12 protein-coding genes are annotated in these 14,379 nt (G+C 60.6%); all 12 read right to left on the reverse strand.

Annotated elements, in window-relative coordinates; genetic code table 11:
* Window positions 1-24: 24 nt before the first annotated feature.
* Window positions 25-1,653, reverse strand: coding sequence for an isovaleryl-CoA dehydrogenase (locus ACMGF7_RS05995; protein ID WP_049243007.1), 1,629 nt, complete (start codon window positions 1,651-1,653; stop codon window positions 25-27).
* A gap of 116 nt (window positions 1,654-1,769) precedes the next feature.
* Window positions 1,770-2,501, reverse strand: coding sequence for a 23S rRNA (guanosine(2251)-2'-O)-methyltransferase RlmB (gene rlmB / locus ACMGF7_RS06000; protein WP_004933653.1), 732 nt, complete (start codon window positions 2,499-2,501; stop codon window positions 1,770-1,772).
* Between the two features lie 61 nt (window positions 2,502-2,562).
* A complete protein-coding gene (gene rnr, locus ACMGF7_RS06005) occupies window positions 2,563-5,037 on the reverse strand; it encodes a ribonuclease R (RefSeq protein ID WP_015376392.1) in 2,475 nt (824 codons plus the stop codon).
* Between the two features lie 59 nt (window positions 5,038-5,096).
* Window positions 5,097-5,522, reverse strand: coding sequence for a nitric oxide-sensing transcriptional repressor NsrR (nsrR, locus tag ACMGF7_RS06010; protein WP_015376391.1), 426 nt, complete (start codon window positions 5,520-5,522; stop codon window positions 5,097-5,099).
* A 233-nt stretch (window positions 5,523-5,755) separates the two neighbouring features.
* Entirely contained in the window at window positions 5,756-7,054 is a 1,299-nt protein-coding gene (locus ACMGF7_RS06015) for an adenylosuccinate synthase (RefSeq protein WP_004933663.1), read from the reverse strand.
* Window positions 7,055-7,152: 98 nt separating this feature from the next.
* Window positions 7,153-7,353 carry a DUF2065 domain-containing protein gene (locus ACMGF7_RS06020; protein ID WP_004933666.1) on the reverse strand — a complete coding sequence of 67 codons (201 nt, stop codon included), beginning with the start codon at window positions 7,351-7,353 and terminating at the stop codon, window positions 7,153-7,155.
* Window positions 7,354-7,416: 63 nt separating this feature from the next.
* Window positions 7,417-8,421 carry a protease modulator HflC gene (gene hflC, locus ACMGF7_RS06025; RefSeq protein ID WP_004933669.1) on the reverse strand — a complete coding sequence of 335 codons (1,005 nt, stop codon included), beginning with the start codon at window positions 8,419-8,421 and terminating at the stop codon, window positions 7,417-7,419.
* Window positions 8,422-8,424: 3 nt separating this feature from the next.
* Window positions 8,425-9,675, reverse strand: a complete 1,251-nt coding sequence (gene hflK / locus ACMGF7_RS06030; RefSeq protein ID WP_049243003.1) for an FtsH protease activity modulator HflK — start codon at window positions 9,673-9,675, stop codon at window positions 8,425-8,427.
* A 68-nt stretch (window positions 9,676-9,743) separates the two neighbouring features.
* On the reverse strand, window positions 9,744-11,024 hold the full coding sequence (hflX, locus tag ACMGF7_RS06035; protein ID WP_004933675.1) for a ribosome rescue GTPase HflX: 1,281 nt from the start codon (window positions 11,022-11,024) through the stop codon (window positions 9,744-9,746).
* A gap of 98 nt (window positions 11,025-11,122) precedes the next feature.
* Window positions 11,123-11,431, reverse strand: coding sequence for an RNA chaperone Hfq (gene hfq, locus ACMGF7_RS06040; RefSeq protein WP_004933678.1), 309 nt, complete (start codon window positions 11,429-11,431; stop codon window positions 11,123-11,125).
* 114 nt (window positions 11,432-11,545) lie between these two features.
* Window positions 11,546-12,487 (reverse strand): tRNA (adenosine(37)-N6)-dimethylallyltransferase MiaA, encoded by a 942-nt coding sequence (gene miaA, locus ACMGF7_RS06045; protein WP_049243000.1) that lies wholly within the window; start codon window positions 12,485-12,487, stop codon window positions 11,546-11,548.
* Entirely contained in the window at window positions 12,480-14,363 is a 1,884-nt protein-coding gene (mutL, locus tag ACMGF7_RS06050; protein WP_420286394.1) for a DNA mismatch repair endonuclease MutL, read from the reverse strand. Before mutL ends, miaA begins: the two co-directional genes overlap by 8 nt.
* Window positions 14,364-14,379 lie beyond the last annotated feature (16 nt).

Consider the following 14,379-nt stretch of genomic DNA (forward strand, 5'->3'; position numbering starts at 1 on the left):
CGCCGCCGCGCGCCACCCTTTTCCCTAACCGCCGATGGCGCGGTTCAGCAGCAGTTCGCACACCTCGGCCGACAGCAGGCTCTCGCCGCGATGATCCAGCGTCAGGTGGCACCAGGCGTCGGCGATCTGCGGACTGGCATGCTGCAGCAGCTGCGCGGCGCAGCACAGGTCGAACAGCTGCTGGGTCAGCAGCCGCCCCATCTCTTCACGCGGTTGCCGGGCGCGCTGCTGCCACTGCCGCCAGGCATGATCGAACAACCGATTCTGGCCGCGCACCGGCTGCAGCTCGAACTGCAACATCTCGAGCGCGCCCGGCAGTTTATGCAGACTGCGCAACACGTCCAGACACATGATGTTGCCGGAGCCCTCCCAGATGCTGTTCACCGGCATTTCACGGTACAGGCGCGGCAGCTCGCTCTCTTCGCAGTAGCCGATGCCGCCCAGCACCTCCATCGCCTCGGCGATGAACGGCATGCCCTGGCGGCAGATGCTGTATTTGGCCGCCGGCGTCAGCAGGCGGCTGTAGATCAGCTCGCCCTCATTGCTGCGGCTTTCCCAGGCGCGGGCCAGCCGGAACAGCAACGCGGTATGCCCTTCCAGCCGCAGCGCCATGCGCGCCAGAACCTGGCGCATCAGCGGTTGTTCGATCAACAGCTTACCAAATGCCTGCCGCTGCAGCGCATGATACAGCGCCACTGACAGCCCGCGACGCATCAGGCCGTGGCTGCCCAGCGAGCAGTCGAAACGGGTCAGGCCACCCATTTTCAGGATATGCCGCACGCCGTCGCCCTCATCGCCCAGCAGCCAGGCCGCGGCGTCCTGAAACTCCACCTCGCTGCTGGCGTTGGAGCGGTTGCCCAGTTTGTCTTTCAGCCGCTCCAGGCGAATGGCGTTGCGGCTGCCGTCCGGCAAAATGCGCGGCAGGAAGAAGCAGGACAGCCCGCCTTCGGCCTGCGCCAGCACCAGGTGCGCATCGCTCTGCGGCACCGAGAAGAACCACTTGTGCCCCACCAGCCGGTAGGCTTCGCCCGGCCCACGCGCGCCGAGCGGCGTGGCGGTGGTGGTATTGCTCAAGACATCGGAGCCGCCCTGCTTCTCCGTCATGCCCATGCCGATCAGCAGACCGCGCTTTTGCCCGCCCGGCAGCAGGTGAGCGTCATAACGATCCGACAGCAACGGCGTCAGCCAGGAGCGAAACTCGGCCGGTAACGCCTGCTGCAGCAGCGGCGTGGCGCCGAAGGTCATGGTCACCGGGCACAGCGTGCCGGCCTCGACCTGCGCATGCAGCATAAAGCGCGCGGCGCGCGCCACGAAGGAACCGATGCGCGCATCCTCCTGCCAGGGCAGGTTGTGCACCCGGTTGGCGATCAGCCCCTGCATCAGGATATGCCAGGCCGGGTGAAAGCGGACGTCGTCCAGTCGCTGGCCGGTGGCGTCGTAGCGCAGCAGCTCCGGCGGGTTGGCGTTGGCCAGCCGCCCCAGCTCCAGCGACTCCTGCGTGCCGAGCTGCTGGCCCAGCGAAGCCAATACCTCGGCGTCCCAACCGCCTTGCTCGCGCTGCAACGCTTCACGCAGCGGCGTATCGGAGAGAAACAGGTTGCTGTTGCCCAGCGGCTTGGGTTGGTTAAAAACGGTGTGCGTAGTCCAGACCATGAGAGTGCTCCCTGAAAAAAGCGTCAGGAGTAAGTATGGTCGGCGCAGGGATTTCTGCCGCAGGCGGGATCACAAGAGGGGGAATTAACGGGGGCACTGCGCCCCCGTCAGGAGAATCAGCCGCGCTGACGCACCGCTTCGAACAGGCAGATGCCGGTGGCGACCGACACGTTCAGCGAAGAGACGGTACCGGCCATCGGGATGCTGATCAGCTCGTCGCAGTGTTCGCGGGTCAGGCGGCGCATGCCTTCGCCTTCCGCGCCCATCACCAGCGCCATCGGGCCGGTCATTTTGCTCTGATACAGCGTATGGTCGGCTTCGCCGGCGGTGCCCACCACCCAGACATTCATTTCCTGCAACAGACGCAGCGTGCGCGCCAGGTTGGTCACGCGGATCAACGGCACGTTTTCGGCGGCGCCGCAGGCCACTTTCTTGGCGGTGGCGTTCAACTGGGCGGAACGGTCACGCGGCACGATCACCGCGTGCACGCCGGCCGCATCGGCGCTGCGCAGGCAGGCACCGAGGTTGTGCGGGTCGGTCACGCCGTCCAGCACCAGCAGGAACGGCGTCTCCACGCTCTCCAGCAGGCCCGGCAGATCGTTCTCCTGATACTGGCGCCCTTCGCGCACCCGGGCGATGATCCCCTGGTGCACCGCGCCTTCAACCTTGTCATCCAGCCATTGGCGGTTCGCCACCTGGATCACGATGCCGGTCGCTTCCAGCTCGGCGATCAGCGGTTGCAGGCGGCGATCTTCGCGGCCTTTCAGGATAAACACTTCCAGGAAGCGTTGCGGGTCGCGCTCTAACAGGGCTTTGACGGCGTGGATGCCGTAAATAATTTCGCTCATGATGCTCTTTTAAATTCGTGCGGCCGGCGATAACCGGCCGATGATAACGATGTGCGGCAGGTTAGGCCTGCTCGGCACCTTTCTTCTTGGCTGCGCGTTTGGCTTTGGTCGCCGCCGCGATTTTCCGCGTTTTGTCGGACGCTTTCTTGGCTTTCTTTTTCGCCTTCTTCACGTTGTCCGCAGGCTTGGCGTCATCCTGCTTGCGGAAGGCGCTGTCCGGCTCGAAGTTGGCCGGCGGTTTGCCGCCGCGGCGCTTGCCGCGCCCTGCGCTACCGTTGTCGCGCAGCGTACGCTGGCCGCCTTTCTTGGCGCGATCGCGCTCGGTTTTGCCTTCACCGCGCGCTTTGCGGGTGCTGGACACCAGCGCGAAGTCGATCTTGCGCTCGTCCATATGCACCGCGTCCACGCGGATCTCCACCGTATCCCCCAGGCGATAGACCGTGCCGGAAGACTCGCCGATCAGGCGCTGGCCGATATTATCGTAGCGATAGTAATCATTATCCAGCGTTGATACGTGCACCAGCCCGTCGATAAACAGATCGTTCAGGCGCACGAAGAAGCCGAAACCGGTCACGCTGGAGATGATGCCGCTGAACACTTCACCGACGTGATCCTGCATGAAGTCGCACTTCAGCCAGTCGGCGACGTTGCGCGTCGCTTCGTCCGCGCGGCGCTCGGTCATCGAACAGTGTTCGCCCAGCTGCAGCATCTCTTCGAATTCGCTGTGCCAGCCGCCGGTCGGCGTCCAGCGCTCTTTCGGCTCGCCGTGTTCCTTGGCCAGCTGATATTTGATCGCGCGGTGCAGCGCCAGATCCGGATAACGGCGGATCGGCGAGGTGAAGTGGCCGTAAGAGGCCAGCGCCAGGCCGAAGTGGCCGCGGTTTTCCGGATCGTAAATCGCCTGCTTCATCGAGCGCAGCAACATGGTTTGCAGCATTTCGTGGTCAGGGCGCTCGGACACTTCATCCATCAGCACCGCATAGTCCTTCGGCTGCGGCTTATTACCGCCGCCCAGCGTCAGCCCCAGCTCGCTCAGCACGCTGCGCAGCGCGGAGATGTGGTCGTCGCTCGGACGATCGTGCACGCGGTACAGCGCCGGCTCGTTGCGTTTCTCGACGAAGCGCGCGGCCGCCACGTTGGCCATGATCATGCACTCTTCGATCAGCTTGTGGGCGTCGTTGCGCACCGTCGGCTCTACGCGCTCGATGCGACGCTCGGCGTTGAAGATGAATTTGGCTTCTTCGGTTTCGAACGCGATGCCGCCGCGCTCGGCGCGCGCCTTATCCAGCACCTTGTACATGGCGTGCAGCTCTTCCAGGTGCTTGACCAGCGGATGGTAATGCTCGCGCAGCTCCTGATCGCCCTGCAGAATGTGCCACACCTTGTTGTAGGTCAGGCGGGCGTGAGAGCTCATTACCGCCTCGTAGAACTTGGCCGTCGACAGGCGCCCCTGGGCGGAGATGGTCATCTCGCACACCATGCACAGGCGATCGACCTGCGGGTTCAGGGAGCACAGCCCGTTGGACAACACTTCCGGCAGCATCGGGATCACCTGCGACGGGAAATAGACCGAGTTGCCGCGGCTACGCGCTTCATCGTCCAGCGCGGTGCGCGGACGCACGTAGTAGCTGACGTCGGCGATCGCCACCCACAGGCGCCAGCCGCCGCCGCGTTTTTTCTCGCAGTACACGGCGTCATCGAAGTCACGCGCATCTTCACCGTCGATGGTGACCAACGGCAGCTTGCGCAGATCGACGCGGCCCTTCTTGGCCGCTTCCGGCACCTGTTCGCTGAGATCGGCCACCTGTTTTTCCACCTGCGGCGGCCAGGTATGCGGGATCTCATGGGTGCGCAGCGCGATGTCCACCGCCATGCTGGTGCCCATCTTGTCGCCGAGGATCTCGACGATCTTGCCGACCGCTTTGGTGCGGCGGGTCGGACGCTGAGTCAGCTCCACCACCACCATAAAGCCCATGCGCGCGCCGCTGACGCTGTCCGCCGGGATCAGAATATCGAAGCTCAGACGGCTGTCGTCCGGCACCACGAAGCCGGTACCGGCGTCCATGAAGAAGCGGCCGACAATCTGGCTGGTTTTCGGCACCAGCACGCGCACGATGCGCGCTTCGCGGCGCCCTTTGCGGTCCGCGCCCAAGGCCTGCGCCAGCACCACGTCACCGTGGATCGCCATTTTCATCTGTTCGGCGGACAGGTACAGATCGTCTTTGCTGCCTTCGACGCGCAGGAAGCCGTAGCCGTCGCGGTGGCCGATCACCGTGCCGCGCAGCAGATCCAAACGTTCCGGCAGCGCGTAGCACTGGCGGCGGGTAAACACTAACTGACCATCGCGCTCCATGGCGCGCAGGCGGCGGCGCAGCGCTTCCAGCTGTTCTTCACCGCTGAGACCCAATTCGTTGCCCAGTTCTTCGCGGCTGGCCGGCGTTTCTCTTTTCGCCAAATGGGCCAGGATATATTCACGGCTGGGGATAGGGGATTCGTATTTTTCTGCTTCTCGTTCCAGGAATGGATCTTGTGACATTGCGGTTCCTCCGTTGTCATCAGCAGGATGACGTTGAGCCTTGTCTTCTCAACGTCGTTTTATTCGACAAGCAATAGCTTGTAGAGCGGCGGATTGTCTTCGACCATGTCGGCCAACGTATGCTTATCCAGCTCTTCAAGGAAATTCTGTACGCCCTGTTGGAGCACCTGCTTCAATCGGCAGGCAGGGGTGATGTGGCAAAACTCGCTGCTGCAGTTAACCAGCGCGAGCGGCTCCAGCGCCCGCACCACGTCGCCGAGGCGAATGCTCTCGGCCGGTTTGCCCAAACGGATGCCGCCATGCTTACCGCGCACCGCCGTGACAAAACCTACCCGGCTCAACTGATTGATGATCTTCACCATATGGTTGCGAGACACGCCATAAACCTCGGTCACTTCCGAGATGCTGGTCATCTTGTCCTGCGGCAACGAGGCCATGTAGATCAACGCCCGCAGGCCATAATCAGTAAAACTTGTTAACTGCACATTTTACCTCTGGGTATCACTTTACCCGTCTGATACGCCGCTTTTCGGCGCTATTCAAAAGATTACTCATTGGATAATAAACCAGCCGGAGAGTTCGTCGCTAATTATTTAGCGAATCCCGCGCCCTAAGGCGGGTTTATGAAAGGATTTTTTGACGTGAAACCGCAATCGGAGGGAGTCAGGATAAAAACAAACCGGGACGCGCCCGGTTTGTTTAATGCCGCAAAGCCTGATTATGCGTCGAACGGGTCGCGCAGGATCATGGTTTCGCTGCGATCCGGGCCGGTAGAGATGATGTCTACCGGTACGCCGGTCACTTCTTCGATGCGCTTGATGTAGTTCAGCGCAGCCTGAGGCAGCTTGCTGTGCTCTTTCACGCCAAAGGTGGTTTCGCTCCAGCCCGGCATGGTTTCGTAGATAGGCTCGATGCCTTCCCAGCCTTCAGCCGCCAGCGGAGTGGTGTCCACTTCGCGGCCGTCCGGCATGCGGTAGCCCACGCAGATCTTCACTTCTTTCAGGCCGTCCAGGACGTCCAGTTTGGTCAGGCAGAAGCCGGACAGGGAGTTGATCTGCACGGCGCGGCGCACCGCTACCGCGTCCAGCCAGCCGGTACGACGACGACGGCCGGTGGTGGCGCCGAACTCGTTACCCTGCTTGCACAGGTACTCGCCGGTTTCATCGAACAGTTCGGTTGGGAACGGACCTGCACCCACGCGAGTGGAGTAGGCTTTCACGATGCCCAGCACGTAGTCCACATAACGCGGGCCGATGCCGGAACCGGTAGCCACGCCGCCTGCGGTGGTGTTGGAAGAGGTGACGTACGGGTAAGTACCGTGGTCGATATCCAGCAGGGTGCCCTGAGCGCCTTCGAACATGATCAGGTCGCCACGCTTGCGCGCGCCGTCCAGCAGTTCGGAAACGTCAACCACCATGGCGGTCAGGATGTCGGCGATAGACAGCACGTAGTCCAGCGTCGCCTGATAATCGACGGCGTCAACTTTGTAGTAGTTGACCAGCTGGAAGTTGTGGTAATCGACGATCTCTTTCAGCTTAACGGCGAAGGTTTCTTTGTTGAACAGGTCGCCGACGCGCAGGCCGCGACGAGCCACTTTATCTTCGTAAGCCGGGCCGATGCCGCGACCGGTGGTGCCGATCGCTTTCGCGCCGCGCGCTTTCTCACGCGCGTTATCCAACGCAACGTGGTAAGGCAGGATCAACGGGCAAGCTTCGGAGAGTAACAGACGTTCGCGTACCGGGATGCCACGCGCTTCGAGTTCACCCATTTCTTTCATCAACGCGTCCGGCGCCAGAACAACACCGTTGCCGATGATGCTGGTGACGTTTTCACGCAGAATACCTGAAGGAATTAAATGAAGAACGGTTTTTTCACCGTTGATTACCAGAGTGTGGCCAGCGTTATGGCCACCTTGGTAGCGCACAACATATTGAGCCCGTTCAGTCAGCAGGTCTACAACCTTGCCTTTACCTTCGTCACCCCATTGGGTGCCCAGTACGACGACGTTCTTACCCATTTTTCAAAATCACCGATTGCTTAAAAATGGATTCTACCACCGTAATTTTCGATTTTCAGCACTTTTAGCATACGATTGCATAAATTTTGGTCTAGACTTTAAAGACCCGTGCGGCCGCTCAACATGTAGTAGATCACGCAGCCCGCAACCACTATTCCACCGCCAAATCGCCGCAGCGTCGCGTCCGGCAACTGCGACATCGCCACAATCATTTTGCGCCAGGCCTGCGGAAACAGCATCGGCCCCAATCCTTCCAGCACCAGAACCAGCCCGAGCGCCAGCCAAATCGTTGAGTTCATGCATCCCCCAAAAACGAGAAAGGGCCCGCGTAAACGGGCCCTCGATCAGATTGCCTCCCACGCTTATTTGCGCAGGGTATCAGGCGACTTCATGTAGCGGAAGAAATCGCTGTCCGGGCTCAGTACCAGCACGTCCTGATTGTCCTTGAAGCTGGCTTCATAGGCACGCAGGCTGCGGATAAAGGCATAGAAGTCCGGATCCTGGCTGAACGCGTTGGCGAACAGCTTGGCTGCTTCAGCATCGCCTTCACCACGGGTGATACGCGCCTGACGCTCGGCTTCCGCCAGGGTACGAGTCACTTCGTAGTCCGCGCTGGCGCGCAGTTTCTCGGCTTCTTCCTGGCCCTGCGAGCGCAGACGACGGGCTACCGCTTCACGCTCGGCGCGCATACGCTGGTAGATGGCGTCGGACACTTCGGCCGGCAGGTTGATCTGCTTGATACGCACGTCGATCACTTCGATGCCCAGCGCCGCCATGCTGTTCGGGTTCACCTGCGGCTGTTTGCCGGTGGTTTCCCGCTCAACGCGCGCCGCCGCAGAGGCGATAGCGTCATCGGCTTCGGTGGTCGCCACTTCTTCGCCGTCGCCCACTGTGCCGGTGTTCAGCGCGTCACGCACGTCAGACATCAGCTTGCCGCGCGAGTCGGTCACGATGTCTTTCACGTCCAGGCGGCCGATTTCGGAACGCAGACGGTCGCTGAACTTGCGTTTCAGCAGCACTTCGGCCTGGGAGACGTCGCCGCCGCCGGTCGCCAGATAGTAACGGCTGAAATCGCTGATACGCCACTTCAGATAGGAGTCGACGATCAGGTCTTTCTTCTCGCTGGTCACGAAGCGATCGGCCTGGTTGTCCATGGTCTGGATGCGCGCATCCAGGTTCTTCACGGTCTCAATGAATGGGATCTTGAGGTGCAGACCCGGCGCATACACCAGCGGCTTGTTTTCGCCATCGCGCAGCACCTTGCCGAAGCGCAGCACGATGCCGCGCTGGCCTTCCTGCACCACGAACAGCGAAGCGTACAGCACCACCAGCACCGCGAGGACAATAACTACAAAAGACTTACGCATTGATTACTCTCTCCCTACGCGAGTGGTGTCGTCACGCTGCGCATTCGCCCGGCGCTGATCCATAACCGATCCGCCGCTGGTGCGCGGAGTGCTGCTGTTGGCAGCCGGCGCAGGATTCGGATTGAGGCGAATCAGGCTGGTATCCTTGTTGCCGCTCTCCGTCGCCGCGCCTTGGCCGCGCAGCATCTGATCCAGCGGCAGCACCATCAGGTTGTTGCCTTTGTCGCTCACCAACACCTTACGGGTATGGCCCAGCACTTTTTCCATGGTTTCGATATACAGACGCTCGCGGGTGATCTGCGGTGCGGACTTGTATTCCGGCAACAGCTTGGCAAAGCGCGCCACCTCACCCTGAGCTTCCAGGACGGTGCGGTCCTTATAAGCCTTGGAGTCTTCCAGCAAACGCTGCGCCTGGCCGTTCGCACGCGGCTGAACTTCGTTGGCGTAAGCTTCCGCTTCACGGATGTATTGCTGCTCGTTCTCACGCGCGGCGATCGCATCGTCGAACGACGCCTTCACCTCTTCCGGCGGACGCGCCGCCTGGAAGTTGACGTCCAGCAGCGTGATGCCCATGTTGTAAGGACGAATGGTCTCTTCCAGCATGCGCTGCGTATCGTTACGCACCACGGTACGGCCTTCGGTCAGGATGCGGTCCATCGAGTATTTGCCGATCACGCCGCGCAGGGCGCTGTCGGTCGCCTGGCTCAGGCTGTCGTCGGCATTGACGACGCTGAACAGGTACGCTTCCGGGTTGGTCACGCGGTACTGCACGTTCATTTCCACGCGCACCACGTTTTCATCGGAGGTCAGCATCACGCCGGACGCCGCCAGCTCGCGCACGGACTCCACGTTCACCGGACGCACGTCGTCGATGAAGGTCGGCTTCCAGTTCAGACCCGGCTGCACCAGATGGCTGAACTTACCGAAACGCGTCACGACGCCGCGCTCGGCTTCCTTGATGGTGTAGAAGCCGCTGGCGGCCCAGATCACCACCACGGCGACCGCCGCGATACCGATAATGCGGCCGCTGAAGCCCGACCCAGAGGTGCCGGTGCCGCCGCTATTGCTGTTGGAGCCTTTGCCCCCGCCGAAACCGCTCAATTTCTTGCTCAGTTTGCGGAAGATATCGTCCAAATCAGGTGGCCCTTGATCACGACCGCCTTTGTTGTTACCGCCAGAGTTGCCGCCATTGTTATTGCTGCTCCCCCACGGGTCGCGGTCCTGTCCGTTATTACCGGGCTGATTCCACGCCATGTTTTAGCTCCATATTCTGTGATTGGGTACTTCAGGCTTTCGCGAAGCATAAATGTAACAGGATATGATCATACGATAAAGTCAATCAGGTCCTGTTCTTGCTTGCAGAGACGACGCCATTCGACGATCGGCATTCGCACCACCACGCCAATGCTGCCATCTTCTTCGTTCCACTCTTTTTCAATCGCCTGAAGCTGGTAAAAACGGCTGCGAAGACGGCCTGCCCGTGGCGGTAAGCGCAATTCGTAATGCGCGATCTCCCCCGATAAGCGCTCCGTCAACGCCTGATACAGCAACGGAATACCCTCTCCGCTGGCGGCGGACAGCCACACCCGGATCGGCAGGTTTTCGTCGTTGCGGTCGATACGCGGCACAAAATCGTCCAGCATATCTATTTTGTTCATCACTAACAGTGTAGGAATTTCATCCGAGTCTATCTCCGCCAGCACGGTGTTCACCGCTTCGATGTTCTCATCGACGCGCGGATCTGCGGCATCGATGACGTGCAGCAGCAGAGATGCCTGGCGCGTTTCCTGCAGCGTCGCCTTGAAGGCGGCCACCAGATCGTGCGGCAGGTGCCGGATGAAGCCTACGGTATCCGCCAACACGGTATCCCCCACGTCCGGCACGTCAATGCGCCGCAACGTAGGATCCAGGGTGGCAAATAGCTGGTCCGCCGCATACACCTCGGCAGACGTTATTCGGTTAAACAGGGTGGATTTGCCGGCGTTGGTGTAGCCCACCAGCGATACGGTCGGCACATCGGCACGGGTCCGCGCGCGTCGGCCTTGTTCACGCTGCTTTTCTACCCGCTCCAGGCGGCGCAGAATCAAGCTGATGCGATCGCGCAACAGGCGACGGTCGGTCTCAAGCTGGGTTTCCCCCGGCCCGCGCAGGCCAATCCCCCCTTTTTGCCGCTCCAGGTGCGTCCAGCCGCGTACCAGACGCGTGGCGATGTGACGCAACTGCGCCAGCTCCACCTGCAGCTTACCTTCATGGGTGCGGGCACGCTGGGCGAAGATGTCTAAAATCAGCCCGGTGCGATCGATCACCCGGCATTCGCACAGGCGCTCGAGGTTTCTTTCCTGCGCCGGGGAAAGGGAATGATCAAACAGGACAACAGACGCGCCGCTGGCTTTCACCGCATCTGCAATTTCTTCGGCCTTTCCTTCGCCGACAAAGTACTTCGGATGCGGGGCTTTGCGGCTACCAGTCACCACTTGCAAAGCTTCGACACCGGCTGAGGAGACCAGCGATTCGAACTCGTTGAGGTCTTCCGTATCTTTGTCTTGCGAGAAATAGATATGAACCAGTACGGCCTGCTCACCGGCTTCATAACGGTCAAACAAGCGTGCAACCTCTCAAACGGACACTCACCGTGAGTTTGGGGGACATAAACAGCCCGCGGCTGCTTATGCTCCCCGTCATGGTTGACTTGCAACGCGCTTTATTCAGCGTCATCGCTTTCCTGCTGCGGCTGTTGCTGCGCAGACGGATTGTTGCCATGGTGATAGTTGCTTGAACCGCCGCTCGGGTTGTTGCTGTGATGCGAAACCGGGCGTGACGGGACAACGGTAGAGATAGCGTGCTTGTACACCATCTGGCTAACCGTGTTCTTCAACAGGATGACAAACTGGTCAAAAGACTCAATCTGGCCTTGCAGCTTAATACCATTCACCAAATAAATAGAAACCGGAACACGTTCACGACGCAATGCGTTCAGGAACGGATCTTGCAAAGATTGCCCCTTAGCCATTCTATCTTTTCCTTATTTGCTTGTTGTTTGTAACTAAGAACCTGTCGGCTCTAAAATAAACGACGTAAAAAATTTGCGCGCTGAATACTCAGCAATTGTACACAATCACCCAACCTATGCACTAACAACCTGTGTCACTGAGTCCAAAGCCTCTCCCGGCTTTTCACTGTCCAACCAATGGACCGACTCCCAACCCCGTAACCAGGTCATTTGGCGTTTAGCCAACTGACGTGTTGCGCAAATACCACGATAAACCATCTCATCGTAACTAATTTCACCAGACAAGTATGACCACATCTGGCGGTAACCGACACAGCGAATGGAGGGCAAGTCCGTATGCAAATCACCCCGTGCGAAAAGTGCACGCGCTTCCGTCTCAAAACCCGCCGCCAACATTTGATGGTACCGCAGCTCGATGCGTTGATGGATCAACTCACGGCTGGTCGGCGCTATCGCAAATTGGTGAACTTGATACGGCAACGATTCACCCGAAATTTGAGTCAGTTCCGTTAAAGTTTTACCCGAAATAAAAAAAACTTCCAGTGCTCTGGACAGTCTCTGCGGATCATTCGGATGAATTCTCAATGCCGCGACCGGATCGATCGCCTGTAACTGACGGTGCAACGCCTCCCAGCCCTGCTCCGCCGCTTGCCGTTCGATGCGCTCGCGCACCGCGGGATCGGCGGACGGCAACGGCGACAATCCTTCCAGCAACGCCTTGAAATACAACATGGTGCCGCCCACCAACAGCGGAATGCGGCCGGCGGCGGTGATGTCGGCCATCTCTTTGAGCGCATCGGCGCGGAACTCCGCGGCCGAGTAAGCTTCGGCGGGATCGCGAATATCGATCAGCCGATGCGGCGCCTGCGCCAATTCTTCGGCGCTCGGCTTGGCGGTGCCGATATCCATGCCGCGATAAATCAGCGCGGAATCGACGCTGATCAGCTCCACCGGCAGGCGTTCACGCAGCGCGATCGCCAGCGCGGTCTTGCCCGAGGCGGTTGGCCCCATGATGAAAATAGCCGGGGGACGTGGTGTCATTTCAGTGTCAGTCATGCTTGAGGGCCGCCAGTGCGGCCTGTAAATCAACGGGTTGTAAAAGTCCGCTCGGTGGCGATTTGACCAGCTGCGGGCAAAGTCGTTCAACGTCGGTCAGCAATTGTATCGCTTGCGAGGTGTTCCACTGTTCATGTTCGCTGCCAAGGCGGCGAGCGAGCCAGGTGGCCAGCACCGCGGGCGACATCTCCTGATGTTCGGCCAGATAGCCTAACAGTTCAGGTATCAGTTTTTGTAAATTTTGTTGGCGTAATGGTAAAGGCACTGCGCGCAGCGTCACACGGCCATGATCCGCCTGCAGATCCAGCCCCATCGCCGCCAACAGCGCCTGATGCCGCGCGATGGCCGCCGCTTCGCTCTTCTCCAACGTCAGCTTGACTGGGATCAGCAGCGGCTGCGGCCGCAGCCCTTCTGCCGGCGGGTTGAGCTGCGCCTGGCGCAGCCAGCGTTCCGCCACCGTCAGATTGAGCAACGCCGGCTGCTGGCACTGTTCAATCAACGCATAACACGGCGGATGGATCATCAACACTCGGCCAAAACTGTGCTGGCTACCCGCCAACGGCGTTTCCGCTGCGGCTTTCGCCGGCGGGAACAGCGGCGGCTTGCTCGGGGTTTCCGGCGCGGCCTCGGCCGGCGGCTCGGCGGCGGGCTGCATCAGTTTACCGTACAGCTCGCCTTCGCGTTTTTGGTAACCGCCCGCCGTTTGCCAACCGGGCTGCGGCGCGCGCTCGCGGGCGACGCCGGGCGATGACGGCGTTTCACGACGCGACGCCGGCAGAGAAAAATGGTTGCCGCCGGCGGCGACGCGGTTTTCCTGCTGCCAGACCGGCGCGGGCGCTTCGTCCGGCGTTTCCGCCAGCGGCAGCGACGGCGTCTGCCCGGCCTGTTGCAGCACGGTGGTCACCGCCTGGTAGATAAAATCGTGCACCAGCCGCGCCTGATGGAAACGCACCTCGTGCTTGGCGGGATGAACGTTGACATCCACCTGGTGCGGATCGACCTCCAGATACAGCACGTAAGCGGGCTGCTGATCGTCCTTCAACTGATCCTGATAGGCCTGACGAATGGCGTGATTGATCAAACGATCGCGCATCATGCGACAGTTGACGTAACAATACTGCATTTCACCCAGTTGGCGTGCCCCGGCCGGATCCGCCACCCAACCGCGGATGCTCAGATCGCCGTGCTGCCAGTCGATGCTCAACGCATGCTGTAAAAACGCCGGGCCGCAGATGCTGCCCAAACGGCGCTCGTGCTGGCTCTCTTCCTTCGCCGCCCGGTATTGGCGGATCAGTTTGCCGTTGTGGCTGAGGTTGATCGCCACATCGAAACGCGCCAGCGCGATGCGCCGCACCACTTCATCGATATGGCCAAATTCGGTTTTCTCGGTGCGCATGAACTTGCGGCGCGCCGGCGTGTTGTAAAACAGATCCAGCACTTCCAGCGTGCTGCCGACCGGGTGTGCAGCGGGTTTGACCGTCACCGCCTGCTCGCGCCCTTCGGCATAGGTTTGCCACGCCTCGCTTTGTTCGGCGGTGCGCGACGTCAAGGTCAAACGGGACACCGAACTGATACTGGCCAGCGCTTCGCCGCGAAAACCGAGGCTGACGATCGCTTCCAGGTCGTCGAGCGTGCTGATTTTACTGGTAGCGTGCCGCGCCAGCGCCAGCGCCAAATCGTCCTTGCCGATGCCGCAGCCGTTATCGCGAATGCGGATCAGCTTGGCACCGCCGCGTTCGATATCGATATCGATGCGCGTCGCACCGGCGTCCAGACTGTTTTCCACCAGCTCTTTGACCACCGACGCGGGGCGTTCAACCACCTCTCCGGCGGCGATCTGGTTGGCGAGCAGTGGCGGTAACACCTGGATAGGCATGCTGACTCCTGTAGCG

This window comes from Serratia sp. BNK-17 (assembly GCF_048684935.1).
GTDB classification, from domain to species: Bacteria; Pseudomonadota; Gammaproteobacteria; order Enterobacterales; family Enterobacteriaceae; genus Serratia; species Serratia nematodiphila.